Annotated in this window: 22 protein-coding genes and 2 pseudogenes; 11 read left to right on the top strand and 13 right to left on the bottom strand. The window is 68.7% G+C overall.

The genetic code is table 11. The features are described 5' to 3' along the window. Positions 1-76: 76 nt before the first annotated feature. From ACLJQ7_RS24650 to ACLJQ7_RS24635, 4 genes are all read left to right on the top strand, one after another. The gene (locus ACLJQ7_RS24650; protein ID WP_410650528.1) at positions 77-1,435 is read left to right on the top strand and encodes a UDP-glucose dehydrogenase family protein; all 1,359 of its coding nucleotides are present in this window, start codon (positions 77-79) and stop codon (positions 1,433-1,435) included. A gap of 66 nt (positions 1,436-1,501) precedes the next feature. Further along, the gene (locus ACLJQ7_RS24645; protein WP_410650527.1) at positions 1,502-3,091 is read left to right on the top strand and encodes a DHA2 family efflux MFS transporter permease subunit; all 1,590 of its coding nucleotides are present in this window, start codon (positions 1,502-1,504) and stop codon (positions 3,089-3,091) included. Between the two features lie 31 nt (positions 3,092-3,122). Further along, positions 3,123-3,389, top strand: a complete 267-nt coding sequence (locus ACLJQ7_RS24640; protein ID WP_410650526.1) for a hypothetical protein — start codon at positions 3,123-3,125, stop codon at positions 3,387-3,389. Beyond that, positions 3,390-4,616 carry an RNA polymerase sigma factor gene (locus ACLJQ7_RS24635; protein ID WP_410650525.1) on the top strand — a complete coding sequence of 409 codons (1,227 nt, stop codon included), beginning with the start codon at positions 3,390-3,392 and terminating at the stop codon, positions 4,614-4,616. It begins immediately after the preceding gene. A gap of 55 nt (positions 4,617-4,671) precedes the next feature. Here the strand turns inward: ACLJQ7_RS24635 and ACLJQ7_RS24630 are convergent, their stop codons facing one another. The 4 genes from ACLJQ7_RS24630 to ACLJQ7_RS24615 are packed head-to-tail and all read right to left on the bottom strand — an operon-like array spanning position 4,672 to position 8,765. Beyond that, positions 4,672-5,487: a carbohydrate ABC transporter permease gene (locus ACLJQ7_RS24630; RefSeq protein ID WP_410650524.1), complete on the bottom strand. Its 816-nt coding sequence runs from the start codon at positions 5,485-5,487 to the stop codon at positions 4,672-4,674. Further along, positions 5,484-6,419, bottom strand: coding sequence for a carbohydrate ABC transporter permease (locus ACLJQ7_RS24625; RefSeq protein ID WP_410650523.1), 936 nt, complete (start codon positions 6,417-6,419; stop codon positions 5,484-5,486). Before ACLJQ7_RS24625 ends, ACLJQ7_RS24630 begins: the two co-directional genes overlap by 4 nt. Beyond that, positions 6,419-7,768: an ABC transporter substrate-binding protein gene (locus tag ACLJQ7_RS24620; protein WP_410650522.1), complete on the bottom strand. Its 1,350-nt coding sequence runs from the start codon at positions 7,766-7,768 to the stop codon at positions 6,419-6,421. Before ACLJQ7_RS24620 ends, ACLJQ7_RS24625 begins: the two co-directional genes overlap by 1 nt. Further along, the gene (locus ACLJQ7_RS24615) at positions 7,761-8,765 is read right to left on the bottom strand and encodes a zinc-dependent alcohol dehydrogenase family protein (RefSeq protein WP_410650521.1); all 1,005 of its coding nucleotides are present in this window, start codon (positions 8,763-8,765) and stop codon (positions 7,761-7,763) included. The genes ACLJQ7_RS24620 and ACLJQ7_RS24615 overlap by 8 nt, the downstream gene beginning before the upstream one ends. A gap of 129 nt (positions 8,766-8,894) precedes the next feature. On the opposite strand from ACLJQ7_RS24615, the gene ACLJQ7_RS24610 reads away from it, so the two are divergent. Next, positions 8,895-9,875 (top strand): sugar-binding transcriptional regulator, encoded by a 981-nt coding sequence (locus ACLJQ7_RS24610; protein ID WP_410650520.1) that lies wholly within the window; start codon positions 8,895-8,897, stop codon positions 9,873-9,875. Between the two features lie 88 nt (positions 9,876-9,963). On the opposite strand, the gene ACLJQ7_RS24605 is transcribed toward ACLJQ7_RS24610, so the two are convergent. Then, positions 9,964-10,323, bottom strand: a complete 360-nt coding sequence (locus ACLJQ7_RS24605) for a winged helix-turn-helix transcriptional regulator (RefSeq protein WP_410650519.1) — start codon at positions 10,321-10,323, stop codon at positions 9,964-9,966. A gap of 69 nt (positions 10,324-10,392) precedes the next feature. Between ACLJQ7_RS24605 and ACLJQ7_RS24600 the strand changes: the two are divergent. Continuing rightward, a pseudogene (locus ACLJQ7_RS24600) lies at positions 10,393-10,989 on the top strand (NADPH-dependent F420 reductase); the annotation flags it as partial. Between the two features lie 40 nt (positions 10,990-11,029). Further along, a pseudogene (locus ACLJQ7_RS24595) lies at positions 11,030-11,563 on the top strand (hypothetical protein). Here ACLJQ7_RS24595 and ACLJQ7_RS24590 read toward each other — a convergent pair. Continuing rightward, a complete protein-coding gene (locus tag ACLJQ7_RS24590; RefSeq protein WP_410650518.1) occupies positions 11,526-14,045 on the bottom strand; it encodes a DEAD/DEAH box helicase in 2,520 nt (839 codons plus the stop codon). The pseudogene ACLJQ7_RS24595 and the gene ACLJQ7_RS24590 sit on opposite strands and share 38 nt — an antisense overlap. 152 nt (positions 14,046-14,197) lie before the next feature. Between ACLJQ7_RS24590 and ACLJQ7_RS24585 the strand changes: the two genes are divergently transcribed. Next, the gene (locus ACLJQ7_RS24585) at positions 14,198-15,439 is read left to right on the top strand and encodes a primosomal protein (protein WP_410650517.1); all 1,242 of its coding nucleotides are present in this window, start codon (positions 14,198-14,200) and stop codon (positions 15,437-15,439) included. 20 nt (positions 15,440-15,459) lie between these two features. Here the strand turns inward: ACLJQ7_RS24585 and ACLJQ7_RS24580 are convergent, their stop codons facing one another. Both ACLJQ7_RS24580 and ACLJQ7_RS24575 read right to left on the bottom strand, forming a co-directional pair. Next, complete coding sequence (locus ACLJQ7_RS24580) at positions 15,460-16,668, bottom strand: MFS transporter (RefSeq protein ID WP_410650672.1); 1,209 nt, start codon at positions 16,666-16,668, stop codon at positions 15,460-15,462. Between the two features lie 56 nt (positions 16,669-16,724). Further along, the gene (locus ACLJQ7_RS24575; protein ID WP_410650516.1) at positions 16,725-17,834 is read right to left on the bottom strand and encodes an adenosine deaminase; all 1,110 of its coding nucleotides are present in this window, start codon (positions 17,832-17,834) and stop codon (positions 16,725-16,727) included. A 210-nt stretch (positions 17,835-18,044) separates the two neighbouring features. Between ACLJQ7_RS24575 and ACLJQ7_RS24570 the strand changes: the two genes are divergently transcribed. Then, on the top strand, positions 18,045-19,133 hold the full coding sequence (locus ACLJQ7_RS24570; protein ID WP_410650515.1) for a PA containing protein: 1,089 nt from the start codon (positions 18,045-18,047) through the stop codon (positions 19,131-19,133). Between the two features lie 300 nt (positions 19,134-19,433). On the opposite strand, the gene ACLJQ7_RS24565 is transcribed toward ACLJQ7_RS24570, so the two are convergent. Genes ACLJQ7_RS24565 through ACLJQ7_RS24555 form a run of 3 tightly spaced genes read right to left on the bottom strand, consistent with a single transcriptional unit; the run spans position 19,434 to position 22,087 of the window. After that, positions 19,434-20,258 carry a metallophosphoesterase family protein gene (locus ACLJQ7_RS24565; RefSeq protein WP_410650514.1) on the bottom strand — a complete coding sequence of 275 codons (825 nt, stop codon included), beginning with the start codon at positions 20,256-20,258 and terminating at the stop codon, positions 19,434-19,436. Positions 20,259-20,273: 15 nt separating this feature from the next. Further along, on the bottom strand, positions 20,274-21,512 hold the full coding sequence (locus ACLJQ7_RS24560; protein WP_410650513.1) for an MFS transporter: 1,239 nt from the start codon (positions 21,510-21,512) through the stop codon (positions 20,274-20,276). After that, positions 21,509-22,087 (bottom strand): ArsR/SmtB family transcription factor, encoded by a 579-nt coding sequence (locus tag ACLJQ7_RS24555; protein ID WP_410650512.1) that lies wholly within the window; start codon positions 22,085-22,087, stop codon positions 21,509-21,511. The genes ACLJQ7_RS24560 and ACLJQ7_RS24555 overlap by 4 nt, the downstream gene beginning before the upstream one ends. A gap of 151 nt (positions 22,088-22,238) precedes the next feature. Here ACLJQ7_RS24555 and ACLJQ7_RS24550 point away from each other — a divergent pair, with 151 nt between their 5' ends. Beyond that, complete coding sequence (locus ACLJQ7_RS24550) at positions 22,239-22,706, top strand: MarR family winged helix-turn-helix transcriptional regulator (RefSeq protein ID WP_410650511.1); 468 nt, start codon at positions 22,239-22,241, stop codon at positions 22,704-22,706. Positions 22,707-22,858: 152 nt separating this feature from the next. After that, on the top strand, positions 22,859-24,466 hold the full coding sequence (locus tag ACLJQ7_RS24545) for an ABC-F family ATP-binding cassette domain-containing protein (RefSeq protein WP_410650510.1): 1,608 nt from the start codon (positions 22,859-22,861) through the stop codon (positions 24,464-24,466). A gap of 53 nt (positions 24,467-24,519) precedes the next feature. Here ACLJQ7_RS24545 and mshC read toward each other — a convergent pair whose 3' ends face one another. Beyond that, positions 24,520-25,758 (bottom strand): cysteine--1-D-myo-inosityl 2-amino-2-deoxy-alpha-D-glucopyranoside ligase, encoded by a 1,239-nt coding sequence (mshC, locus tag ACLJQ7_RS24540; RefSeq protein ID WP_410650509.1) that lies wholly within the window; start codon positions 25,756-25,758, stop codon positions 24,520-24,522. 74 nt (positions 25,759-25,832) lie between these two features. Further along, on the bottom strand, positions 25,833-26,597 hold the full coding sequence (locus ACLJQ7_RS24535; protein WP_410650508.1) for a MerR family transcriptional regulator: 765 nt from the start codon (positions 26,595-26,597) through the stop codon (positions 25,833-25,835). Positions 26,598-26,601: the final 4 nt, after the last annotated feature.

Genomic DNA, 26,601 nt, shown 5'->3' with positions numbered 1-26,601 from the left:
GATCCGTATCTCGCGATGTCGCCGGGCGGTGCGGCTCCGTGCCGCCCGGCGACATCGAGAACTGGAGGGTAAGGGAATGGATGCAACTATGGGGGCCGAGGTCGCCGTCATCGGCGCGGGCTACGTCGGGCTGACCACGGCCGCGTGCCTCTCGTCCTTGGGACACCACGTCGTCTGCGCGGACGTCGACCAGGAGAAGGTCGATGCGCTGCGGCGCGGTGAGGCGACCATCAGGGAACCGGGGATCTGCGAGCTCGTGGTGGACGGGCTGGCGTCCGGGCGGCTGCGGTTCGTCCTCGGCGCGAGCGCGGCGGCCGCCGGGGCGGAGATCGTGATCCTCTGCGTGCCGACCCCGATGGGCGCGAGCGGCGCGGCGGATCTGTCCACTTTGGAATCCGTGGTGGCCGAGGTGCGGGATCTGCTGCCGCCCGGCTGCGTCGTGGTGAACAAGTCGACCGTTCCCGTCGGCACGGCGGCCCGCGTCGCGGACCTGATCGATCGCCCCGACGTGGCGGTGGTGTCCAATCCCGAATTCCTGCGCGAAGGGTTCGCGGTCCACGACTTCCTGAACCCCGACCGGATCGTGGTCGGTTCGGCCGATCGCGACCCGGCCCCCGCCCGCCGGGTCGCCGAGTTGTACGAAAAGCTCGACACGTCCGTACTGGTGACCGATTCCGCGAGCGCGGAGATGATCAAGTACGCGTCCAACTGCTACCTCGCGACGCGTCTGTCCTTTGTGAACACCGTCGCGGAACTGTGCGAGTACCTCGACGCGAGTATCGACGACGTGACGACCGGGATGGGTTACGACGAGCGGATCGGCAAGTCGTTCCTGCGACCGGGCCCGGGCTGGGGCGGCTCCTGCCTGCCGAAGGACACTTTCGCGCTGCTGCGCATCGCGGAATCGGCGGGCAGCGATTTCGCCCTGCTGCGAGCGGCGATCGAAACCAACGTGAAGCAGCAGGAACTCGTGGTCGACAAGGTGCGCAAGGCCGTCGGCGGCGACCTCGCCGGTGTCCGGATCGGCCTGCTCGGCTTGACGTTCAAGGCCGGGACGGACGATCTGCGGGACTCCCCGTCGCTGGCGATCGCGGCGCTGCTCGCCGCTGAGGGCGCGGAACTGACCGGTTACGACCCCAGCGTCCACGCACCGGTGGCAGGCGTGACGGACGACGTCCGGATCGCCGGGACCGCCTATCACGCGGCGAACGGGGCGGCGGCGGTCGTGCTGCTGACCGAGTGGCCGGAGTTCCGCGCCCTCGACTGGGGACGGATCGCCGACCGGCTCCACGGCCGGTCCGTCATCGACACCCGGAACCTGCTCGACCCGCACACCGTGGCGCGGACCGGCCTCTCCTACCAGGGCATCGGCCGTCCGGACAGCGTCTGGGCCCCGGTGACGGACGTCGCCGAAATGGTCACGCAAGCAGGATGACCCCGGGGCGGACGGCGAGCGGTCCTGCTCGTCGTCCACCCTTCCAGCGCCGGAACAGGAGGACCGATGGCGAAGCGGACCCGGCCCTGGCCCGCGCTTTTCGCACTGTGCCTGGGTTTCTTCATGGTCATGCTCGACATCAGCATCGTGAACATCGCGGTGCCGTCGCTGGTGCGCGAACTCGGCACCGAGCTGACCGCGGTGATCTGGGTGACCAGCGTGTACCTGCTCGCCTACGCCGTCCCGATCCTGCCCGCCGGCAGGCTGGGTGACCGGTTCGGGCCGAAACGCGTCTTCGTCGCCGGACTGGTGGTGTTCACCGCGGCGTCGCTGTGGTGCGGCCTTTCCGGCGACGTGGAGACGCTGATCGTCGCCCGCGCGGTGCAGGGTTTCGGTGCCGCGTTGATGACCCCGCAGACCACGGCCTTCATCACGCATCTGTTCCCGCCGGACGAGCGCGGCCCGGCGATGGGCGCCTGGGGAAGCGTCGCGGGCCTCGCCATGATCGCCGGCCCGGTACTGGGCGGGGTGCTCGTCGACCAGCTCGGCTGGGAATGGATCTTCTTCGCGAACGTCCCGGTCGGGCTGATCGCGCTCGCGCTCACCGTCGTCCTCGTCCCCGACTGGCGGCCGGGGAATTCGCACCGCTTCGACGTTCCCGGGATCCTGCTCTTCGGCGCGGGTCTCGTCTGCGTCGTCTTCGGTATCCAAAATGGACAGACCTACGGCTGGGGTACCGCCTTCGAGGTCATCGGGGCAGGGGTGCTGCTGCTGGCCGGTTTCGTCCTGTGGCAGCGGGTCAACCGCCGCGAACCGCTGCTGCCGTTGCGGGTCTTCCGCAACCGTGACTTCTCGCTCGGTGCCGCGTCCGCGGTGACGGTCGGTTTCACGATGACCAGCATGCTTCTGCTGTTCGTCATCTACGTCCAGTCGGTACTCGGCCTGTCCCCGGCCGAGGCAGGGCTGCTCATCGCGCCGCTCGCCCTGGTGTCCGGCGGCGTCGCGCCGTTCGCGGGCAGGCTCTCGGACCGGGTGAATCCCAAGTACCTGCTGGCGTTCGGGATGCTCTCCTTGAGCGGCGGCCTGTGCCTCGTCTCACTGGTGCTCATCCCGGCGAGCTCGCCGCAGACCCTGCTCCCCGGGCTGCTGCTCTGCGGTCTCGGGGTCGGGTTCACCTTCTCCCCGATGAACAACGTGACGCTCAACTCCGTCGAGCGTTCGCTGGTCGGCAGCGCGTCGGGCATCTTCAACACCGCGCGCCAGGTCGGCGGGGTGCTCGGCGGCGCGGCCGTCGGAGTCCTGGTGCAGGCGCGGGCCGAGGCCTCGATGACGGCACTCGCGACCGAAGCGGCGGCAGCGTTGCCCGCCGAGTTCCGGCAGCGTTTCGTCGACGGTTTCACCGGGGAGGCCGGGGCCGCGGCCGCCGCGAGCGAGTTCGGCGGCACTCCCGAAGTCCCCTTGGATCTGCCGTCCGAGATCGCGGGCCAAGCACGGGAACTGGCCACACAGGTCACCGGCGCCGCGCTCACGGACGCGATCAAGGCCGCTTTCCTGCTTCCCGTCGGCGCGCTGATTCTCGGCCTTGTGTGCTCGGTGAACCTCCGCGGCACGATCGGGCAGCGCGGATCGCCCGATCGGATGACCGCGACCCGGTGATCACCGCCGCGGACCTGGCTACCGTCGCTCCATGACTCTCGTACCGACGGTCGATCTGAGCACCTGGCACGACGGTGACCGCACGCGGCTCGCACACGCCGTCGACGAGGCCTTGAAGCGCGTCGGGTTCCTGGTCCTGGTCGGGTACACGACCGTCGACTGCGCGAGCTACGACCGCGCGACCGAGATCGCGGCCCAGCTGGCGGCCACCCCGCATCCGGAAGGCAGCGACCTCGGCCGCGACTGGTACGTCGACATCCGGCCGTGCGCCGACAGCTTCGAAGAACTGGAGCTCTAGGTGCCGGACAGCGGCGTCGAAGACCTGCTGCGCGAGCTTTCGCCGCAGGTCCTCGGCGCCGTCGTCCGCCGCTACGGTCACTTCGACCTGGCGGAGGACGCGACGCAGGAGGCGTTGCTCGCGGCCGCGACGCAGTGGCCCGTCGAAGGACGGCCCGAAAATCCGCGCGCGTGGCTCATCACGGTCGCCTCACGGAGGCTGACCGACCTCCTCCGCGCCGAGCAGGCGCGACGCCGTCGCGAGGACAGCGTCGTCCAGCGGACCTTGCCGGAGGAACATCTCGCCCCCGCCGCGGACCGGCGTGCCGCCGACTCCGACGACACGCTCGTCCTGCTCTTCCTGTGCTGCCACCCGTCCCTGTCGCCCGCGTCGCAGATCGCGCTGACGCTGCGGGCGGTCGGCGGTCTCACCACGGCGGAGATCGCCCGCGCGTTCCTGGTGCCCGAAGCGACGATGACCCGGCGGATCAGCCGCGCGAAGGCCGGTATCAAGGCCGGTGGTGTCCCGTTCGGCATGCCGCCGGAAGCGGGACGGCTCGACGTGGTGCTCCACGTGCTGTACCTGATCTTCACCGAGGGATACGCCAGCACGTCCGGCCCCGAACTGGTGCGGAGCGATCTGTCCACCGAAGCCATCCGCCTGACCAGGATCGTCCACCGGCTGCTGCCGGACGACAGCGAGGTCACCGGGCTGCTCGCGCTGATGCTGCTCACCGACGCGCGTCGTCCGGCGAGGACGGGGCCGGACGGCGCGCCGATCCCGATGTCCGAACAGGACCGGGGCCGATGGAACACCGGGTACGTCACCGAGGGCATCGCGCTGCTGTCCGAAGCGCTGCCGCACGGGCCGACCGGGCAGTACCAGATCCAGGCGGCGATCGCCGCGCTCCACGACGAGGCGCCGAGCGCCGAGGAGACCGACTGGCCGCAGATCGAGGCGCTGTACGAACTTCTGCTGCGGCTCTCCGACAATCCGGTCGTGGCGCTGAACCACGCCGTCGCCGTCGGAATGGCCCGAGGGCCACGAAAAGGGTTGGCGGCCTTGGAAGAACTCGGTGACCGGATCTCCGGCGACCATCGATTCCACGCCGCCCGCGCGCATCTGCTGGAGATGGCCGGAGACACCGCCGAAGCGATCGAGTCCTATGTGGACGCCGCGCGACGGGCCACGAGTCTGCCGCACCAGCGCTATCTGCACTCCCGCGCCGAACGCCTGCGGGGGTCGTGAGTGGTAAGTGTCGTTCTAACGACACTTACCACTCACGACCACGCCGGCCCAGGCCTTACTTGACCGCGCCCATCGACAGCCCCCGTACCAGGTGGTTCTGCGCGATCCAGCCGACGATCATCACCGGCAGCGACGCGAGCAGCGCGGCCGCCGAGAGCTGCGCCCAGTACAGGCCCTCACTGGTGATGAACCCGACCAGGAACACCGGCACCGTCCCGGCCCGCGCGGCGGTGAGGTTGACCGAATAGAAGAACTCGGTCCACGAGAAGATCACGCAGATCAGCGCGGTCGCGGCCACCCCGGGCGCGACCACCGGCATGATGATCTTCCGCAGCAGCATCGGCAGGGTCGCCCCGTCGATCCGCCCCGCCTCGATCATTTCCTGCGGCACCTCCAGGAAGAACGACCGCATCATCCAGATGGCCAGCGGCAGGTTCATCGAGGTGTACAGGATGATCAGCGCCCACACGTTGTCCAGCAGCCGGGTGTTCTGCGAGATCACGTAAAGCGGGATGATCGCCGCCACGATCGGCAGCATCTTCGTCGACAGGAAGAACCCGAGCGCGTTGCTCGTCCCCTTCACCGGCGCGAGCGAGAGCGCGTACGCCGCCGGGATTCCCAGCAGCAGTACGAAAAGCGTCGAAACGACGGTCACGAACGCCGAGTTCGACAGGTACGGCAGGAAGCCGCGTTCGAGCACGCCCGCGAACTGGTCGAGGGTCGGGGTGAAGAACAGCCGCGGCGGGTCGGTATAAGCGTCGGCCTCCTGTTTGAAGGCCGTGAGGATCATCCACAGCAGCGGGAAGACGAACAGGATCGCGATCACCCAGGTCGCGACCGTCAGCGCGCCGGGACCGAAGCGGCTTTTCATTTCGCGCCTCCCTGGACCGAGAACGTGCGGAACATCAGCCGCAGCGCGAAGGTCGCGACGATCATCGTCAGGATCACGACGATCACGCCCATCGCGGACGACTGCCCGATGTCGAAACCTTGGAACGCCCGCTGGTAGATGTAGAACGGCAGGTTCGTGCTGGCCGTCCCCGGACCTCCTTGTGTCATCAGGAAGATCGCGTCGAAACTGTTCACGATGTAGATCGCGCCCAGCAGCGTCGCCAGCTGCAGGAACCGGCTCAGATGCGGCAGCGTGATCGCGGTGAACGTCCGCCAGCGGCCGGCGCCGTCGACCGACGCGGCTTCCAGCACGTCCTTCGGCTGACTCTGCAGCCCGGCCAGGATCAGCAGCATCATGAACGGCGTCCACTGCCAGACGACCTGGGCCATCACGGCGGCCAGCGGGAACTCCGAAAGCCAGTCGACGTCGGTGCCGAACACGAAGTGCAGCAACCCGTAGGTCGGGTCGAACATCGTCGTCTTCCACAGCAGCGCGCCCGCCGCGGGCAGGATCAGGAACGGCGTGATCAGCAGGGTGCGGACCACCCCGCGGCCGAGGAACTTGCGGTCCAGCAGGATCGCCAGTCCCAGGCCGAGCAACAGCGAGAAGAACACGCACACCACCGTCAGCACCACGGTGTTCAGCAGCGCGCCGAGGAACGTCGAGTCGGCGAAGACGTCGATGTAGTTCTGCAGCCCGACGAAGTGCCGCGAGCCAGGGCGCACCAGGTTCCACGACTGGAACGAGTAGATCACCGTCAGCACGAAGGGCAGCTGCGTCACGGCGACGACGAACAGCAGAGCGGGCAGGAGCGGCAGCCGTCGTTTGAACGGCGTATCGGTGCCACGTTGGGGCGTCGCCTTCTTCGCATGGGCCGGCTCCGGACGGGCAGGAGCGGAGATCGTGGCCATCACTGCACCTCCTGATACGACTTGCCGACGGTCTGCGCGTACTCCTGTGACTGCTCGAGTGCTTCGTCCACGGTGATCTGTCCCGCGATCGCCGCCGAAAGCTGCTGGCTCACCCGGGTGCCGAGATCCTGGAACTCGGGGATGCCGACGAACTGGATCCCGGGGTAGGGCACCGGATTCACCATCGCTTTGCGCTGGTCGGCGTCCGCGATCCCGTCCAGCGTCGGCTGTGCGTAGGCCTTGGCGGCCTCGCGGTACTGCGGGATGTCGTAGGTCGATTTCCGCACACCCGGCGGGACCCGGTTCCAGTCGCCGAATTCCTTGGCGACTCGCTGCACGTAGGCCTTGTCGGTCATCCACGCCATGAATTTCCAAGCGGCGGCCGTGTCCTTGGCGTCTTTGGCGACCTTCGGGATCGCCAGCGCCCACGTGTAGAGCCAGCCGCTGGACTGCGTCTTCTCCACCGGCGCCGGAGCGTAGCCGGACTTCCCGACGACCTTGCTGGCCGACGGGTCCTCGTTCGTGCCCGCCATGACCGTGGCGTCGTACCACATCGCGGCTTGGCCCTGCGTGTAGCGCGTTCCGCATTCGGAGAAGCCCGCGCTCGACGCGCCGACCTCGCCGTGGTTCCGCACGAGGTTCACGTAGAACTCGGCGGCGGCTTTGAACTCGGGGCTGGTCAGCTTCGCGTTCCAGTCCTTGTCGAACCACTGCGCGCCGAAGGTGTTGGCGACCGTCGTGAACGGCGCGAGGCTCTCGCCCCAGCCAGGCTTGCCACGCAGGCAGATCCCGGCGATGCCTTTGGCCTTGTCGTCGAGTTTCGCGGCGTACTCGGCGATCTGCGTCCACGTCGGCTTCGCGGGCATGCTAATTCCGGCCTGCTCGAACAGATCCTTCCGGTAGGCGAGGAACGACGACTCGCCGTAGAACGGCACCGCGTAGAGGGATCCGTTGTGCGACAGGGATTCCTTGATACTGGGGATGAAGTCGTCCGCGTTGTAGGACGGGTTCGCCGCGATATGCGGGCCGAGGTTCTCGAGCCAGCCGTTCGCGGCCCACTGCGGAGCCTCGTAGTTGCTGATCATGACGACGTCGAACTCGCCGCCTTCGGTGGCCGTCGACGCGGTGATCTTCGCGCGTGCCTGGTTTTCCGGCAGCGACACGAATTTGAGGGTGACGCCGGGATTCGCCTTCTCGAACTCGCCCGAAAGCTCGATGGCGTCCTTCATCTGCGGGTTCGCGACGATCGCGACGACGAGTGTCCGGTCACCGGTCCCCAGCGCGCCCGCACCGGCGCAACCGGTGAGGGTCAGCAGAAGGACCCCGAGCAGCGCGGCTGCTTTACGCACTTTCGCCTCCCGGTATGACCTGCACCTTCAGGCCGGCGCCGCTGCGCATGAGGGCGAGAGCGTCGGGGTACTGCTCCAACGGCAAGGTGTCGGTGAGCAGCGCGGCGGTGTCGACGGCACCGTCGGCGACCAGGTCGAGCGCGGTGCCGAAGCTGTTCATGACGGCCATCGAACCGACGACGGTGATTTCGTCGTTGTAGATCCGGAATGGCGAAAGCGCGACGCGTGCTTCGGCGGGCGCGACGCCGAAGACCAGCAGGCGGCCTCCACGCTGAAGCGAGTCGAAAGCGGCTTCGATGGCGGGCGCGGCGCCGGTGCAGTCCGCGGCGGCGTCGAACTTCTCGTCGTCGAGGTCCTTCACGTCACCCGCGACCGCGGCCGCGCCGAGGTCCATCGCTCGGCCGAGCCGCGAGGTGTTGCGGTCGACCACGGTGACGTGGGCGCCCGCGCGTTGCAGCAACTGCTGCATGATCAGCCCCATCGTGCCCGCGCCGACGACGAGGAACCGCTCCCCCGCCTCGACGCCGATCCGGCGCACGCCGTGGACCGCGCAGGAAACCGGCTCGACGAGGGCGCCCTGTTCCCAGGTCATCGTGTCCGGCATGCGGTAGCAGTTCGCCGACGGGACGGCGACGTACTCGGCGAAAGCGCCGTCGACGGTGTCGCCGGTCGCGTTCCAGTTCTCGCAGAGGTTGCCGCGGCCGGACCGGCAAGGTTTGCAGTAGCCGCAGAACAGCGACGGGTCGACGGCCACCCGGTCGCCGACCTTCCAGCCGCCCGGCACGTCCGCGCCGAGTTCGACGATCTCGCCGGCGAACTCATGGCCGGGGACGATCGGATACGGCGTCGGCGGGAAATGCCCGTCGGCGATGTGGAGGTCGGTCCCGCAGATCCCGCAGGCACCCACCTTGACGACGACCTGGCGATCCCCCGGTTCGGGGTCGGGTACCTCGCCGACCCTGATCTCCCCGGGCTTGTCCACGATCGCGGCACGCATGCCAGCTCCTCTTCTCTCCGCTCAAACGAGCGGGCTGGGCCTATGCTTCGGACTGCATGTGCAGGCATGGTGAACTTTTCCCTGGTGTTACGTCAACCTTTCGCGCCGATTTTGCGTTACTATGCTCATATGAGCGGTAGGAAGCAGGCTCTCGGCCTGATGGAGTCGCTGCGCCTGGCCGCGGTGGCCCGACGGTTCTACGAACAGGGCGCCTCGAAACTCGAGATCGCCGAAGAGTTCGGGATCAGCCGGTTCAAGGTCGCGCGGATGCTGGACGCGGCCAGGGAAAGCGGCATCGTCCGGGTCGAGTTCCGGCTGCCGGCGCCGGTCGATCTCGTGCTGTCCGAGGAGATCCGCGCGGCGTACCGGCTCGACCGGGTCCTCGTGCTCGAACGAGCACCGGAACCGGAATCCCGCGAAGTGGCGCGGCGCAAGATCGGCACGCTCGCCGCCCGCCTCCTGACCGAGATCGTCACTCCCGGCGACGTCCTCGGCCTGTCGTGGGCACGTTCGGTGAACGCGATGACCGAGGCGATCGAGTCACTGCCGAAATGCCCGATCGTGCAACTGTGCGGAGTGCAGGCGGGCATGGACATGCGTGACCGGTCGGTGGAGACGGTCAGCCGCGTCGCGTCGGTGTCCGGCGGCCAGTCGTACCCGATCTTCGGCCCGCTCGTCCTCCCCGACCGCCGCACCACCGAAACGCTGCGCAGGCAACCCGGGATCGCGGAGACCTTCGGGCAGTTCAAGAATCTGACCAAGGCCGTCGTCAGCATCGGCGCGTGGAAGCCCGAGGAGTCGACGGTCTACGACGCGCTCGACGAGGCCGAGCGGAGCGCGATCGCGAAACGCGGCGCCAAGGCCGAGGTCTCCGCGCGCCTGTTCGACGCCGACGGAAACCCGATGTCCACCGGCCTGGCCCACCACGTCCTGGCCATCAGCGCCGAAGAACTCCTAGCCGTCCCTGAGGTGATCGCGCTGGGCTACACGGAACCGAAGGCCGAAGCGATCGACGCCGTCTTGCGCTCGGGCATGGTCTCGACGCTGATCACCGACGCCGCCGCGGCCGTCCCGCTGCTCAAGCTCGCCGAGGCGCGCCCGTTCGCCTAGCCTCCACCGCGAGTTACGCCTCCAATCACGCGAGTTACGCCTCCGATCACGCGAGATCGCCCTTCAATCACGCGAGTTACGCCTCCGATCACGCGAGTTCGCGCGACCGGGTCGCCTCGTCCTGCGCCGCCATCACCTCGTCGCCATACCTGAACGCCCACTCCCCGAAGGCTTCGATGGGCGCCAGCAGGGTGGCCCCGAGGTCCGTCAGCGAGTACTCGACCTTCGCCGTCCGGCCACAGTCGCGCCTGCTGACCAGGCCGTAGAACTCCAGCCGCCGGACCGTCTCCGTCAGCACCTTCGTACTGATCCCGCCGAGCCGTCGCCGCAGTTCGGCCGGCCGCAGCGGTCCTTCGCGCAGGGCCCACAACACGACCGGGTTCCAGGTGTTCGCCATCAGGTCGAAGGCCAGCCGGGCCCGGCAATCGGCGAGGAAGACGTCGTTCATCGGACCTCCGGTAACCAATCGGTACCCGCACGGCTTTCTACGGTCATGGGGTAACTCGATCTTAGGGAGCAGCACATGCGTATCGGTATCTTCGGCGCGGGCGGGATGGCGGAGGCGCTCGGCGGCCAGTGGGCCGGGGCCGGGCACGAGGTGATGGTCGCCGCCCGCGACCGGGCCAAGGCCGCCAGGATCTCTCCGCGCGTGGGGACCTGGGAGGAGACCGCCCGCGCCAGCGACGTGATCCTGCTTGCCGTACCCGCCCCGTCGGTGCCGGAAATCCTTGCCGCCGCGGGGGATCTCGCCGGAAAGGTCCTGATCGACTGCACCAACGCGGTCGGCCCCGGTGTCGTGCTCACGGTGCCCGATCAGGCGGCGCGGATCGCCGCGGCCGCACCGGAAGCGCACGTGGTCAAGGCGTTCAACCTGTGCCACGTCGACGTCTGGCGGATGACCCCGCCGGTGTTCGGCGGCCGTCCGCTGGCGGTGCCGATCTGCGGCGACAGGGTCGGTGAGGTGAGCGAACTGGTCCGCGACATCGGATGCGTTCCGCTGGTCGCGGGTGGTCTCGACCGGGCCGCGCTCATGGAGGCGACGATGGCGTTCATGGTCGGGCTCTGGTTCGACGGCCACGACGCCCAGGCCTGCTTCCCACCCCTTCCGGTGTGATTGCAGGGTCTGGTTGCACGTCGTCACTTCGGTGGGCTGGATGGGGCAGGCGCTGGCGTTGCTCACCCTCCTGGCGATCGGCCGCGCGAGCGAGGACGGCGCGATCCGCGTCGCCGCGACGTCGATGGCGCACGAGATCGACACGTACCTGCTGGCGCATGGGGGTTCTCCCGGCACTGGTGGGTGCTGGCGAAGTTCGCGATCACGCTCGTCCAGCTCTACGCCGGGATCTTCCTGCTGTCGGGCGCTTTACGGGATTCCGTGGGCAGTGAACCACCGCCGGTGGCGCTGGTCGCCGGGACCGCGCTGACGGCGAGCGCGCTCGCGTTCCAGGCGTGGCTTTCGGTGGCGAAGCCGTGGGGCAAGGTCCGCTCCGGGCGCGAAGCCGCCGACCGCGCCGACGTGGGTGTTCGTCGCCGCGGTCCTGGCGCCGCTCGCGGACATCACGGCCGGCCTGCTCCTGGGTTATCCGCTGCCCGCGCTGTCCCTGGTGGTGCTGATCGTGCAGCTGGTGCGGCGGCGGCGACTGCTGCTCGTTACCCGGCCGAAAGTCCCAGCTGGTCCACCGCCGTGATCCGGATGACCGCCGACCCCGCCTCGTCCGAAGCCGCCAGGTCGACCTCGGCGCCGATCCCCCAGTCGTGGTCGCCCGCCGGATCGTCGAAGATCTGCCGCACCCGCCAGATCTCCTTCTCCTGCTCGATGATCAGCAGCTTCGGCCCGCGCGCGTCCGGCCCGATGCCGAGCGTTTCGTACTCGTCGAAGTAGTCCTCGATCGCGTCTTCCCACGCGTCCGCGTCCCAGCCCGACGCGGCGTCCAGTTCGCCGAGCGTCCCGTAGGCACGCCGCGACGCCAGCTCCACCCGGCGGAACAGTTCGTTGCGCACGAGCACCCGGAACGCCCGCTCGTTCCGCGTGACCGCGGGCGGCTCGGACGGCGGCCGCGTCGAAACCGGGCCTTCCTCTTCGGGATGCCGCAAGGCTTCCCACTCGTCGAGGAGGCTGGAGTCGACCTGGCGCACCAGTTCGCCGAGCCATTCGATGAGGTCCTGCAACCCCTCGGTCTTGGCCTCGTCCGGAACCGTGTGCCGCAGCGAGTCGTAGGTGTCGGTGAGGTACCGCAGCACCAGCCCTTCCGAACGCGCCAGCTGGTAGAAACCGATGTACTCCACGAAGTTCATCGCGCGCTCGTACATGTCGCGCACGACCGACTTCGGCTTGAGCTCGTAGTCCTCGACCCACGGATGTCCTTGCCGGTAGCGGGAATACGCCGCCTCCAGCAGTTCCTCCAGTGGCTTCGGGTACGTGACGTTTTCGAGCAGTTCCATCCGCTCGTCGTACTCGATGCCCTCGGCCTTCATCGCCTGCACGGCCTCGCCGCGCGCCTTGAACTGCTGCTGCGACAGCACCGGGCGCGGATTGTCCACAGTAGATTCCACAATGGACACGACATCGAGCGGATAGGACGGCGACTCGACGTCGAGGAGTTCGATCGCCGCCAGCGCGAACGGCGAAAGCGGCTGGTTGAGCGCGAAGTCGAACTGCAGGTCCACCGTCAGCCGGACGATGCGCCCCTGCTCGTCCGGCTCGTCGAGCCGTTCCACGACGCCGGCCGCGAGCAGCGCGCGGTAGATCGCGATCGCGCGCAGGATCAGTTTCCGCTGGGCGGGACGGTCGGAATGGTTGTCCTCCAGCAGATGCCGCATCGAGTCGAACGCGTTGCCCGGCCGGGAGACGACGTTCAGCAGCATCGAGTGGCTGACGTGGAAACTCGACGTCAGCGGCTCCGGCTCGGCCGCGATCAGCCGGTCGAAGGTGCTCTCCGTCCAGTTGACGAACCCTTCGGGCGCCTTCTTGCGGACGATCTTCTTTTTCTTCTTGGGGTCGTCGCCCGCCTTCTCCAGCGCCTTGGCGTTTTCGACGACGTGGTCCGGCGCCTGCACGACGACGTACCCGTCGGTGTCGTACCCGGCGCGGCCTGCGCGGCCGGCGATCTGATGGAACTCGCGCGCCTTGAGATGCCGTTGCCGCACGCCGTCGTACTTCGTCAGCGCGGAGAAGACCACCGTGCGGATCGGTACGTTGATGCCGACGCCGAGCGTGTCGGTCCCGCAGATCACCTTCAGCAGCCCGGCCTGCGCGAGCTGCTCGACCAGGCGCCGGTACTTCGGCAGCATGCCGGCGTGGTGCACGCCGATCCCGTGCCGGACCAGCCGCGACAGCGTCTTCCCGAACCCGGCCGCGAAGCGGAAGTCGCCGAGCATCTCGGCGATGGCCTCCTTCTCCGCCTTCGAGGTGACGTTGATGCTCATCAGCGTCTGCGCGCGCTCGATCGCCGCGGCCTGCGAGAAGTGCACGACGTAGACCGGCGACTGCCCGCCGTGGAGCAGCTCGGACATCGTCTCGTGCAAGGGCGTCAGCGCGTAGCGGAAGGTGAGCGGCACCGGCCGCTGCGCCGAGGTGACCACCGCGGTCGGACGGCCGGTGCGGCGGGTGAGATCTTTTTCGAAGAACGAGACGTCGCCCAGCGTCGCCGACATCAGCACGAACTGTGCGCCTCCCAGCTCCAGCAGCGGTACCTGCCACGCCCAGCCACGATCCGGCTCCGAATAGAAGTGGAACTCGTCCGCGACGACCTGGCCGACCGGCGCGTCGGCACCGAACCGCAACGCCATGTTCGCCAGGATCTCCGCCGTGCAGCAGATGATCGGCGCGTCGGCGTTCACCGCCGAGTCACCGGTCATCATGCCGACGTTCTCCGGCCCGAAGATCTCGATCAGCTGGAAGAACTTCTCCGAGACGAGCGCTTTGATCGGGGCCGTGTAGTAGCTGCGGCGGCCGTGCGCGAGCGCGGTGAAGTGCGCCCCGACGGCGACCAGGCTCTTTCCCGAGCCCGTCGGCGTCGACAGGATCAGGTTCGCTCCGGAGACCACCTCGATGATGGCCTCTTCCTGCGCGGGGTACAGCTCCAACCCGCGCTCGGCCGTCCACGTGGAGAAGGCTTCGAACAGCGAGTCGGGGTCGGGATGCGCAGGCAGGAGGTCTGTAAGTGTCATCAGAAGGCCTATCGTGCCATCCGTTGGTCGCTTCTTGCCCAGGGGTGATCGCGCCCTCCGCCGGAAACCCGTAGGCTTCGCGGTACCGCGCACCTATCGGGCAGCATCATCCGGTCGCGCGCACACAGGCGGTAATCCGAGAGGGCTTAGGAATGGCACAGGACATCATCCCGATCGAACTCGGCCTGCCTCAGGGTGACGTCGTCACCCTCTGGGCGCCGCGCTGGCGGGAAGACGGCGAGGAGTGGGAAGCCTTCCTCGGCGACGAGGAAGACCTGTACGCCTTCCCGGACGCCGCGCATCTCGCCGCTTTCGTACGGACCTCCGAGCAGCACGACCTGCTCGACCACCCCGCGTGGGAGGTCGTCCCGGCGCTGAACGTGCCCGAGCTCATCCCGGACGACGACCACACCTACGACCTGGTGGGCGTCCCCGAGCTGGTCGCCGAGAAGCCGGACCAGTGGACGCTCGGCGAGCTGGCCGAGATCATCGGCATCGTGCGTTCGCTCGCGGACGTGTGCGAGCTCGAAGAGGTCCACGAAGTCCTCGACGCGCACGAGAGCTTCTCGCTGCTGGACCAGGGCACGCTGCCCTTCTCCGGCCGCGACGGCGAGCGCCTCTGGGCGGACCTGACGCAGGCGGTCTCCGAGAAGTGGGACACCGTGCTCGACGCGATCGACGGTCTCGTGACAGTTCCCGACGTCGACGAGAAGGTCCTGGAGCAGACCGCGGAGGAGCTCGCGACCTTCCTCGCGGAGTCCGCCGAAGCCGAAGCGGCAGCCGTCGACGAGGACCTCGTGGACGATGACGACGAGGACGAGGAAGACGACGAGCCGGTCGGCTTCTGGGGCGAGGTCGGCATCGACCCGATCAAGATCATCACCTCCGGCGCCGAGTACTACACGCTGCGCTGCTACCTCGACGACAAGCCGATCTTCCTCGGCAGCGAAGGCGAGATCGACGTCTTCACCTCCGAGAAGGCCCTCATCCGCGCGATCGCGGACGGCAAGGACCTGGCGGGCAACGACCTCGCCCAAGTGTCCACTTGGGACGAAGTGACCACGAAGGCCACCGCGGGCGAACTCGAGATCGAGGTCGACATCGAGAACACCTACGTGCTGAACGGGATCGCCGACGACATCGCCGAAGGTCCCGAGTCGATCGACCCGACCCAGCTGGAGCTGGCCGTCGAGCTGATCACCGACGCCGCCGAGTGGGCCGACGACGACAGCGTCGAAACCGCGCTGGCCGCCAACGAAAGCCTCGGCTGGCTGGTGTCGTTCGTGCTGCGGCCGGACCCCTCGCGCCTCGAGCCGAGCGCTCCGTTCGACGCCGAGCAGTCGGCATGGCGCAAGCTCGTCGAGACCTTCGAGAACCGGCTCACGGTCGTCTGAACCACCCCGTGAAGGGCCCTTCAGGTTCGTCCTGAGGGGCCCTTTTCGTGCCGGACGGGCACGACCGCCACGGCGAGCATCGGGAAGACCGCGGCCACGCAGAACGCCAGCGCGTACCGCGAATCACCGATCACGAGACCCAGCATCGGCGGGGTCAGGGCGGCGGCGATGTTCTGGCCGGTGTTCTGCGTGCCCATCGCCCGTCCCGCCCACGCGAGCCCGGCCATCTCCGCCGACGCGGTGAACCCGAGCCCGTTGTCGGACACGGTGATCACCGCGGCCAGGACGAGCGCGAGCAGCACCAGCCAGGGCCACGTCGCGTCGCCGAGCGCGACCAGCAGCATCACCGCCGCGCTCGCGACCGCCAGCCGCCGCATCGGCCGCAGCCTGCTGCCGGCGCGGTCGGACCAGTAGCCCGACGCGATCCTGCCCAGCGCGCCGAGGATCTGGACGGCGCCGACGAACCAGCCCGCGGACGCCGCCGTCCAGCCGTGCACCGTCACCAGGTACACGGGGGTGAACGCGGAGACCGCGAACTGCGGGACCACGAGCAGCGCGCTCGCGCCGTGGACCCGCCACAACGCCGGGCTCCGGTACGGCGATGGCGGTTTCTCCGTCTTGCCCGCTTCGGCCTCCGGGCGTGGCGGATCGACCAGGAGCCAGGCGACCAGGAGCGCGACACCGATCGCGCACAGCGCGGGCAGCAGGAGCGAGACCTGGAAACCCCAGCGGTCCGCGAGCGGCGGGAGCCCGAAGGCCGCGACGCCCACCCCGAGCGGCTGGGCCATCTGGCGGATGCCCATCGCGAGGCCGCGTTCGGCCGGGCCGAACCAGCCGAGGACGGCCCGGCCGCTCGCGGCGTTCACTGACGCGGTGCTCGCACCGGCGAGCAGGAACACCCCAAAGAGGGTCACGAGCGAGTGGTCACCAGTGGCCGCGTACACGAGGAGTAACCCCGAGACGCCGAGACCGATGGCCATTACCAAACGCTCTCCGTAACGGTCCGCCGCCGCACCCCACAAGATCAAGGTGAACAACAGGCCAAGGCTCGGCGCCGCGACCACCGTCCCCGCTTCGGCGAGCGAGAGCCCTTCCGCGCGCTGCATCGACGGCACCAGGAACGGGATCCCGTAAAGGAACGAACAGCTCGCGGTCTGCGCGGCGAGGCCGAGCGCGAGGATGAGCCAGCGTCGTTTGCCGCCGATCCCCACGTCCACGACCTGCGCCATCTTCGCCACCGTTTCACTATATGGGAAACAACTCCTACATAGTGAACAATAGTTGGCTATGCTAACGAACGCAAGGACGCATACCCCGGCTTGATGACCGTGTTGATGATGTCGAGCCGCTGGTCGAAATCGAGGAAGGCGGATTTCATCGCATTGATCGTGAACCACTCGAGATCGGCCACCCCGAAGCCGAACGCGTTGCTCAGCGCCGCGAATTCGCTGGTCATCGAGCAGCCGCTCATCAGCCGGTTGTCGGTGTTGACGGTGACCCGGAACCGCAGCCTGGTGAGCAGGCCGATGGGATGTTCGCCGATCGAGCGCGCCGCTCCCGTCTGGACATTGGACGTGGGACAGATCTCGAGCGGGATCCGCCGGTCGCGGACGTAGGCGGCCAACCGTCCCAAATGGACCGTGCCGTCGCTGTCGGTCTTGATGTCGTCGACGATGCGCACGCCGTGGCCGAGCCGCTCGGCGCCACAATGCTGAATCGCCTCCCAAATGGACGCGAGCCCGAACGCCTCACCGGCATGAATCGTGAAATGCGCATTATTCGTCCGCAGGAACTCGAATGCGTCGAGATTTCTGGTAGGCGGAAATCCGTCTTCGGGCCCGGCGATGTCGAACCCGACCACACCGGCGTCGCGGTAGCGGACGGCGAGACCGGCGATCTCGAGCGCCCTGGCGTGCTGGCGCATCGCGCAGAGCAACGTCCCGACCCGGATCCGGCCGCCGTCGGCCGCCACTCTCCGTTCACCTTCGGCGAACCCTGCCTGAATCGCCTCGACCACCGCATCGAGTGACAGTCCGCGTTCGACGAAGAGTTCGGGGGCGTAGCGCACCTCGGCGTAGACGACGCCGTCGGCCGCGAGGTCTTCCACCGCCTCGGCGGCCACTCTGACCAGCGCTTCCTCGGTCTGCATGACGCCACAGGTATGCGCGAACGTCTCAAGGTACGAGACGAGGGAGCCGGAATCGGCCGCCTCGCGGAACCAGCGGCCGAGTTCGACGGGATCGCTGGTCGGCAAGGCCCGATACCCGGTCTGTTCGGCGAGTTCGGCGACCGTGGCGGGCCGCAATCCGCCGTCCAGGTGGTCGTGGAGGAGAACCTTGGGAGCGCGGGCCAGTACCGCCTCCGGGATGCTGGGTCTGCTGCTTTCAGAGGACATACGTAACGGTAACCAGCCTGTCATTCCCCTACATGGTGGTAACTCGTACGCTCTGGTTAACCCTCGGCTTTGTCGAGCAGGGGCTGAATCGGCCATCAGGGGCAGAGCTCGGCATTGTCCGATACCCGGGGGCCATACGCAGAGCAATTTCGCAATGGATAAGCTTCACGGCACGTCCCTCCCATTTCCCCGCCCACGAAGGACACCGCAGTGACCACTGACAACCACATTGCAGCCCCGTCCTTCGACCGGATGCGCAACATGCTGGTGCGCGCGGCCGAAGTGCGTGAGAGCGAACAGCAGCAGATCTTCGACGCGCTCGACGACATCTACGCACGTCTGGCCCCCGTCGACTCGCTCGGCGCGGTGCGCAAGCGGCTCTCGGAGATGCCCGACCGCACCGAGACGAGCGTGCTCGCCGAACGCCTCGACGAGACCATGTCGCGGCTCGAAGCGCAGGACACCGCGATCGCCGCGCTGACCCGCGCCGTCGAAAGCATCGTCGACAAGCTGGCCAAGCCGTTCGCTCAGCTCGACGGCCGCCTCGACGGCATGGCCGCGCGCCTGGAAGGCGTCGGGGGCCGGATGGACGGGCTCGAGGACAAGCTCCAGAACATCCACCGCCGTCTCGACGAGCTCGGCGCGCACCTCGACAAGCAGGACGTGAAGACCGACGCGCTGCCGCAGTCGGTGATCGGCCCGATGCGCGAGCGCGTCGAGCAGGCCGAGTCCACTCTGCGGGACCGCGTCGACACCGTCGACCGCGAGCTGCGCACCCGCGTCGAGAACCTCGACAAGGCCACCAAGGAAAGCCTCACCGCGAACACCGAGGCGCTGAAGACCGCGCTGACCGAGACCGGCGAGATGATCGACGCCTCGGAGCGCCTCGACGGCCTCGGCGACCGCCTCGAAAAGGTCACCTCGCGCCTCGACGACCTGGCCGAGCGGCTCGACAAGGTCGAGGACGGCTTCACCGGGCGCCTCGGCGACCTCGACGGCTCGATCCGCTCCGGCCTGTCGAAGGTCGAGAGCACGCTGTCGAAGCAGCCGGACACCGACTCGGTCGACTCGCTGGTGCGCAAGAGCAACGACGAGTCCGTGCGCCGCATCGGCGGCCAGCTGGACGAGGCCATGGCGACCTTCGCGGAGCTGATGCTCGGCGGTGGCCCGGCCGTGCAGCAGATCTCGCCGCCGCCGCCCGCCCCGCGTCAGCCGCGCCGCAGCTCGCGCAACGGCCGGGCGCCCAAGGCGGCCGATGCCAAGGCGAAGGCCGACGGCGTCGACGAGACCACCGACTGATCGGTTTGTAGCGCGTGAAGGCCCCCGTCCCACGGCTTCGCCTGGGACGGGGGTCTTCACGCTTCTCCGGCCCGGGCCTCCCGGACCCGACCTGCGTTTAGCCCCCTAAACGCGATCCGCCCGCCCCGCGCCGCTGACCTGCGTTTAGCGGGCTAAACGCGATCCGCCTGCCTCGCCGCCGCCGACCTGCGTTTAGCGGGCTAATCGCGATCCGCAGGGCCCTGACGTTGCGAAAGCCACTTTCGCAACGTTGAAGGTTGCGAAAGTGGCTTTCGCAACACTCCGGCCAGGCACGAGGCGTCAGAAGATGCGCCGCAGCGGGATCGGCCCCCGCGACCGCTTCCGCCACTCACGCGGATACCCGAGCGAAACCTCTTCGAAGCGCACTCCGTCCGCCTCCGTGGAGCGTGGGATGTGCAGGTGCCCGTAGACGGCGACCTCCGCCCGGAAGCGCTGGTGCCAGTCCTCGGTCTCCGTCGTCCCGCACCACAACGCGAACTCCGGGAAGTACAGCGGCTCGGTCGGGTGGCGGTGCAGCGGCCAGTGCGACATGAGGATCGTCCCGTGGTCCTCGGGGATCGCCTCCAGCCGTTCCGTGCTGACCTTCACCCGGTCGGCGCACCACGCCTGCCTGCTGGGATACGGGTCCGGATGCAGGAAGAACTCGTCCGTGCAGAGCACGCCGGCCTCCCGCGCCTGCTCGATGGCCGCCAGCATCGGCAGGCCGTCGGCCGCGGGGGTGCGCCAGCTGTAGTCGTACAGCACGAACAGCGGGGCGATCGTCAGCGGCTTCTCCTGGTGTTCCCACACCGGGTACGGATCCTCCGGGGTGAGGACGCCGATCTCGCGGCAGCGCTCGACCAGGTGCTCGTAGCGCGCCTGTCCCCGTAGCTGACATTCATCCTTCTGGGTGGTCCACAGCTCGTGGTTTCCGGGCACCCAGACGACCTTCGCGAAACGTTCACGCAAGGTCCTGAGCACCCCGATCACGGATTCGGCGCGTTCGGCGACGTCACCGGCCACGAGCAGCCAGTCGTCGGGGGTCCGGGGGACGACCTCGTCGACGAGCGGGGCGTTGCCCTCGTGGGTGACGTGGAGGTCGCTGGTGGCGAAGAGATGCGGCACTCCACCACCGTAGCTTCACCCGGACCGGGGAACCGCCGGAATCGGGTCACGGCGCAGCTTGCCCGACGCCGAGACACCCAGCACGACCAACGCCGAAACGGTGTGCAGACCCGCTTGGACGTTCAGCAGGACGCCGGTGCCCAGCACGTCGAGCAGGCCGCCCGTCAGCAACGCGCCCAACGCCGTGAACCCCGCCGTCCCGGCGAAGACGGTGCTCAGCACCCGGCCGGACCGCTCACGGGACGCGGCGGTCTGGACCAGCGAGAGCAGACCGGAGCCTGCGAGCACTCCGGGGGCGCCGACCAGGCCGAACAGTCCGATGAAGACACCCAGCGACACCGTGAACGCGGGCAGATTCCAGATCACGGCCGACAACAGCCCGAGCGCCAGACCGCCCCAGCCGAGCAGAGCGGCGGGCGCGACCTTGCGGGCGACGGTGGCGACGGCGAATCCCGCGGCCAGCCCGCCGAGGGCCTGCACTCCACGCAGCAACCCGACGTCGCCTTCGGTTCCGTCGAGGATGTCGAGCACGAACACCACGAACAGCACCAGGAACATCCCCTGCGCCAAGGACGTCAGCACGACGACGACACCGGCGAGGCGCAGGCGCCCTTCGCGACCGATCTCGCGAAGCCCGTCGATCCAGGCTCGCAACACCGGTTCGTGCGGTCCGGCAGGCTTCGGCGCGGCGACACGGGGAAACGGGCGCGCCAGCAAGGCCGAGCCGATCACGAGCACGCCGAGATAAGCCACCACGACCCAGCCCAGGCCGCCGAATCCGAGCAGGAGACCGCCCGCCCAGCCACCGGCGAGGCGAGCGACGCTGCCGTTGATGCTCATCAAGCCGTTGGCGCCGATCAGCTCGCCGGGGGCGACCAGTTCGGGTACGAGCGCGTTGCGGGCGGGTTCGAACAACGAGGCCAGACCCGCCTGCGCGGCCATCACCCCGTAGATCACGAACACCGGGCCGCCGGACGCGACGAACAGCAGCGGCAGCGCCACGAACGCCTGTCCCGCGCACACCACGCACAGCACCAGCCGCCGGTTCCAGCGGTCCGCGATCACGCCGGCGACCGGGCTCAGCAGCACCGCGGGCACCAGGCCGAGGACGATGCTCAACGCCGTGGTGGCCGCCGAACCGGTCGCCTGGAAGACGAACACCGGCAGCGCGATCTGCAGCATCCACTCGGCGGTTTCGGAGAAGAAGGCGGCGATCCACAACCGCGCGAAGGCGGGTTCTCTCAACGGTTTCATCTGCTCGGCTTCCCCTCGGCGTCGATGCGGAGGAACGCTCGCAGTCCCAAGTGGACCGGAAGGGCTTCCGCGGGAGCGTCCTCACGGATCGCCCCGACGTAGGGCCGCACGAGCGCGTCGATCCCCCGGACCAGTTCGTCCAGTTCGGCCGCGGTCACCCGAAGCGAGTAGTTGTTGATCCCCGACGCGTCCCGCCATTCCTTGGCGAGCCGGTCGGCGGCGTCGAGATAACGCTCGGTCAGCTCTTTTTCGCGCGCGAGGGTGGTGCCGACGACCGCGAGTTGCGCGCCATGCAGCTGCGGGTCGTCGCCGAACTCGATGCCGACCTGGCACGCCCGCCACGGCCGCTCGCGCCCGTCCTCCCCGTCGACCCGCTCCACGAGACCGTGCTGCGCCAGCTGACGGAGATGCCAGCTGCAGTTGGAGGCCGTCGAGCCGACGGCCGCCGCGCACTCGCTCGCGGTCCGCGGACCGACCGCCATGAGGTGATCCACCAGCGCCGAACGCAGCGGATGCGCCAGCGCCCGCATCAGCTCGACGTCTTCGATCCGCTTGCGCGGCGGCAATCCGGCCATCGACCGATCCAATCTGAAGGACTTCTTTCGAAAGTTCTCTTTCAGATTCACAGGTGGCCACACGGATGTCAAGCGAGCCCCATATCCTTGCCAGAGCAGTTGCTGCACACAACAGTGACTGCACAGTGCAACTACTGAACAAGGGAAACACATGCCTGACCAGCGCGAACTCGCCACCGCGGCGGCCTTGGAGATCCCCCAGTTCGTCAGCGCGACCGTCCTGTTCCAGACGGCCATGGCGGAGCGGCTCGGGATCAGCGCCACCGAACTGCACGGGCTCCAGCTGGTCATCAGCGGCGCCGCGACCTCGCCGACGGGGCTGGCGCGAGCACTCGGCATGACCACCGGCGCGGTGACCCGGTTGCTCGACCGCATGGAGGAACGACGCCTGGTCGAACGTGTTCCCGACCCAGCCGACCGGCGCCGTCTCGCGATCCGCCCGCTACCCGACCGGCTGGCCGAGGTCGCCGACCTCTACTCCCCCATGGCCCGCTTCTTCGGCGACCGCCTCGGCAGGCTCGACCGTCGCCAGTTGACCGCGCTTCTCGGTGTCATGACCGACGGGCGCACGTTCGCCGAACAGGAGGCCGCTCGCCTGCGATCCGAGAAGGGGGGTTGACTAACGCCACAGCGGTTGCGTTAGACTGCTCGCATCATGGACAACTGACATCGCACCTCCCCCGCTCCGAGGCGGCTTCGGTCGAGCACCGCTCCCGTAAGCCATGAGGCCCGGCGGGGATCCCTCATGTCCGAGAAGCACGGTGATGTCGTATGTCTCTTTCCCTGATCGCCAAGGACCTCGTCCACTCCTACGGTGCCCGCGTCGTCCTCGACGGCGTCAACCTGACCGCTTCGGCAGGACAGCGGGTCGGACTGGTCGGCGAGAACGGCGTCGGCAAGTCCACGCTCCTGCGCTTGCTGGCCGGGGTCGAAGAGCCACGGAGCGGTGAGGTGCTGCGCGGCGACGACCTCGGATTCCTCTTGCAGGAGCTGCCTTTCCCGCTCACCGCGCGGTTCTCCGACGTCATCGACGACGCGCTCGCCGAAATCCGGCAAGCGTCGGCGAGGCTCGACGAACTGACCGCGGCGCTCACCGACCGCCCGGACGACGCCGCCGTGCTCGACGAGTACGGCACCGTCCTCGAATGGGCTCAGGCGCACGACCTGTGGGACGCCGACCGGCGGGCCGAGGTCGTGTGCGCGGGTCTCGGGCTCGCCGGGATCGACCCGGCACGCGAACTGGGCACACTGTCGGGCGGGCAGCGGTCGAGGCTCGGCCTCGCGGCACTGCTGATCCGGCGGCCGGGCACCCTCGTCCTGGACGAGCCGACGAACCATCTCGACGACGCCGCGATGGAGTTCCTGGAGCAGCATCTCGCCTCGCTGACCGGTGTCCTCGTGCTGTCGTCGCACGATCGCGTGTTCCTCGACGCGGTGTGCACCGACATCGTCGACCTCGACCCGGCTTTGGGCGGCCCCACCCGGTACGGCGGCACGTATTCCGACTACCTGGACCAGAAACGGGCCGAACGGGCGCGTTGGGAACAACGCTACGCCGAGGAACAGGACGAGCTCAAGGAACTGCGCGAATCGGTGGCCGTCACCGCGCGCAACGTCGCGCACAACCGGCCACAGCGCGACAACGCCAAGATGCTCTACGACTTCAAGACCGGGAGGGTGCAGAAACAGATCTCACGCCGGGTCCGCAACGCGCAGCTGCGGCTGGCCGAACTGGAACGCGACCAGGTGCGGAAACCGCCCGCGCCGCTACGCTTCCAGGGCGAGCTGACGGGCGAGTCAGGAGACGTCAAGACGGCGATCTCCGTACGGGACATCGAGATCGCCGGACGGTTGCGGCTGGCGACCTTGGACGTCACCACGACGTCGAGGCTTCTGATCACCGGCGGGAACGGTGCCGGGAAGTCGACGCTGCTGTCCGTCCTCGCCGGCTCGCTGACGCCCGACTCCGGCACCGTCCTTTCCGGACGCGGCGTGCGGATCGGCATGCTGGCCCAGGACGTCGCGTTCGCCGAGCCGGAGAAGACCGCGCAGCGGACCTACGCCGAAGCCCTCGGCGAGGGCGCTCCCCCGTTGCGCGGCCTGGGTTTGCTGGCTCCGCGTGATCTCGGGACCCGGGTCGGCGCGTTGTCGGTCGGTCAGCGGCGTCGGCTCGCGCTGGCGTTGCTGATCGCCGACCCGCCGGACGTGCTCCTGCTGGACGAGCCGACGAACCACATCTCGCTCACCTTGGCCGAGGAGTTGTTCACCGCGCTCGATTCCGCGCCGGGTGCCGTCGTCATCGCGTCGCATGATCGGTGGCTGCGGCGCGATTGGACGGGTGACCACCTTCGGCTGGAAGCCGGACGCGTCGCCGTGTAGGGCGTTATACACAGTGGCCGGGGCGGGGAAGTTCCCGCCCCGGCCACTGTTAGTCAGAGCTGGATACCGAGCAGCGCGTCGACGGCGTTGCGGATCAGGCCGGGGGCCGCCGGGTCGGTGCCGGAGCGGGTCAGCGCCTGTTCCGCCCAGGCGTCCACGGCCGCGAGCGCCTTGGGCGTGTCGAGGTCGTCGGTGAGGTGGTCACGCAGGCGCGCCACCGTGTCCTCCGCCGCCGGGCCGGTCGCCAGGGAGACGGCTTCGCGCCAGCGCGCGAGGCGTGCTTCGGCGTCCGCCTGCAGCTGCGCGGTCCACGGCCGGTCCTCGCGGTAGTGGCCGGCGAACAGCGCGAGCCGGATCACGCCCGGGTCGACCTTGTCGGCACGCAGTCGCGAAACGAACACGAGGTTCCCACGCGACTTGGACATCTTCTCGCCGTCGAGGCCGATCATCCCGGCGTGCACGTAGTGCCGCGCGAACGGCCTGTCCCCCGCGACCGCTTCCGCGTGCGCGGCGCTGTACTCGTGGTGGGGGAAGATCAGATCCGAGCCTCCGCCCTGGACGTCGAAGCCGAGGCCGAGCCGGTTGACCGCGATCGCGCTGCACTCGATGTGCCACCCCGGCCGCCCCGCGCCCAGTTCGGACTCCCACGACGGCTCACCCGGCCGCGCCATCCGCCACAGCAACGCGTCGAGCGGGTGCCGCTTGCCGGGACGGTCCGGGTCGCCGCCGCGTTCGGCGAAGAACTTCGCCATGGTCTCGGCGTCGTAGTTCGACTCCGAACCGAAGTGCCCGGTCGCGTTGTGCTCGAAGTAGATGTCCGGGTACTCCGCGTCGTCCGCGCGGTACGCGCTGCCGTTCGCCACCAGCTTGGCGATGACCTCGACGATCTCCGGGATGCTCTCGACCGCCCCGACGAACTGCCGCGGCGGCAGCACCCGCAACGCGGCCATGTCCTCGCGGAACAGCGCGGTCTCGCGCATGCCGAGGACGACCCAGTCGTCCTTGTCCCGCTCGGCGCGCTCCAACAGGGGCTCGTCGATGTCCGTCACGTTCTGCACGTAGTGGACGTCGTGTCCGGCATCCCGCCACAGGCGGTTCACCAGGTCGAATGTCAGGTACGTGGCGGCGTGCCCCAGATGGGTGGCGTCGTACGGCGTGATGCCGCAGACGTACATCCGGGCGGTCGACCCGGGCGCCGTGGGGCGGATCTGCCCCGTCGCCGTGTCGTGGAGCCGCAGCGGACGGGGGGTGCCGGGGATACGGGGCACGTCGACCGATGACCAAGTCTGCATACCTCGACTGTAAGCGGAGCCGCCACGCCGTTCCCGTCCGGTGGGAGCCGGACACGGCCGGAGTAATCGATTCGCTATCCGGTGACCCGTCCGGCGTTGGCGTGGACGGCGTCGCGGATGTACTCGCCGAGGCCCGGTCGCTGGTCGGGCTCACGCACCAGGAAGCCGAGCTGGACCGGCTCGGTCGCGTACAGCCTGCCGAGCTCCCGGTGCGTCGCGACGTCGCAGTCCCCCATGAAGGCCGCGAGCATCCGCCGGTGCTCCTCGGCGAGGTCCATCGCCTCACGGCCGTCGGCGGGCGCTCCGGAGTCGAAGACGGCCAGCAACCGCCGGACCCAGTCCTCCCGGGCCTTCTCCGCTTCGATCCAGTCCTGCTTGGACCGCGGGACGGCGGCCGCCCGCCATTGCGGGGTGTCACCCCACCGGCGGACGGCCTCCTCCGCGTAGCCGTCCGGCTCACGGAATTCGCCGAAGACCTCGAACCGCTCCTCCGCGGTCAGCGCGGCACCGGCCTCCTTCGCCGCGATCACCTGCTCGATGGTTTCGGCCATCCTCGTCAGCTCGCCGATCCGCTCGGCGAGCAGCACCCGCTGGCGCCGCAGGTGTTCGGTCGCGTCGACCGCCGGGTCGTCGATCATCTTCGCGATCGTCTCCAGGCCGAACCCGAGTTCGCGGTAGAACAAGACACGCTGCAGGCGGTCGAGGTCGTCGTCGCTGTAGCTCCGGTACCCCGCCGCCGTCCGCCCGCTCGGGCTCAGCAGGCCGAGCTCGTCGTAGTGATGCAGCGTGCGCACGGTGACCCCTGACAGCGCCGCGACCTTTCCGACCGAGTACCCCATCGGG

Origin of the sequence: Amycolatopsis sp. cmx-4-54 (assembly GCF_046548895.1) — a bacterium.
Lineage (GTDB): Bacteria > Actinomycetota > Actinomycetes > Mycobacteriales > Pseudonocardiaceae > Amycolatopsis.
This window is presented reverse-complemented; position numbering and strand designations above follow the sequence as displayed.

Coding starts and splice junctions, on each gene's coding strand:
- ACLJQ7_RS24650 (WP_410650528.1), top strand. CDS start 77: ATGGATGCAACTATGGGGGCCGAGGTCGCCGTCATCGGCGCGGGCTAC.
- ACLJQ7_RS24645 (WP_410650527.1), top strand. CDS start 1,502: ATGGCGAAGCGGACCCGGCCCTGGCCCGCGCTTTTCGCACTGTGCCTG.
- ACLJQ7_RS24640 (WP_410650526.1), top strand. CDS start 3,123: ATGACTCTCGTACCGACGGTCGATCTGAGCACCTGGCACGACGGTGAC.
- ACLJQ7_RS24630 (WP_410650524.1), bottom strand. CDS start 5,487: ATGAAAAGCCGCTTCGGTCCCGGCGCGCTGACGGTCGCGACCTGGGTG.
- ACLJQ7_RS24625 (WP_410650523.1), bottom strand. CDS start 6,419: ATGGCCACGATCTCCGCTCCTGCCCGTCCGGAGCCGGCCCATGCGAAG.
- ACLJQ7_RS24615 (WP_410650521.1), bottom strand. CDS start 8,765: ATGCGTGCCGCGATCGTGGACAAGCCCGGGGAGATCAGGGTCGGCGAG.
- ACLJQ7_RS24610 (WP_410650520.1), top strand. CDS start 8,895: ATGAGCGGTAGGAAGCAGGCTCTCGGCCTGATGGAGTCGCTGCGCCTG.
- ACLJQ7_RS24605 (WP_410650519.1), bottom strand. CDS start 10,323: ATGAACGACGTCTTCCTCGCCGATTGCCGGGCCCGGCTGGCCTTCGAC.
- ACLJQ7_RS24590 (WP_410650518.1), bottom strand. CDS start 14,045: ATGACACTTACAGACCTCCTGCCTGCGCATCCCGACCCCGACTCGCTG.
- ACLJQ7_RS24585 (WP_410650517.1), top strand. CDS start 14,198: ATGGCACAGGACATCATCCCGATCGAACTCGGCCTGCCTCAGGGTGAC.
- ACLJQ7_RS24580 (WP_410650672.1), bottom strand. CDS start 16,668: ATGGCGCAGGTCGTGGACGTGGGGATCGGCGGCAAACGACGCTGGCTC.
- ACLJQ7_RS24575 (WP_410650516.1), bottom strand. CDS start 17,834: ATGTCCTCTGAAAGCAGCAGACCCAGCATCCCGGAGGCGGTACTGGCC.
- ACLJQ7_RS24560 (WP_410650513.1), bottom strand. CDS start 21,512: ATGAAACCGTTGAGAGAACCCGCCTTCGCGCGGTTGTGGATCGCCGCC.
- ACLJQ7_RS24555 (WP_410650512.1), bottom strand. CDS start 22,087: ATGGCCGGATTGCCGCCGCGCAAGCGGATCGAAGACGTCGAGCTGATG.
- ACLJQ7_RS24550 (WP_410650511.1), top strand. CDS start 22,239: ATGCCTGACCAGCGCGAACTCGCCACCGCGGCGGCCTTGGAGATCCCC.
- ACLJQ7_RS24545 (WP_410650510.1), top strand. CDS start 22,859: ATGTCTCTTTCCCTGATCGCCAAGGACCTCGTCCACTCCTACGGTGCC.
- mshC (WP_410650509.1), bottom strand. CDS start 25,758: ATGCAGACTTGGTCATCGGTCGACGTGCCCCGTATCCCCGGCACCCCC.
- ACLJQ7_RS24535 (WP_410650508.1), bottom strand. CDS start 26,597: ATGGGGTACTCGGTCGGAAAGGTCGCGGCGCTGTCAGGGGTCACCGTG.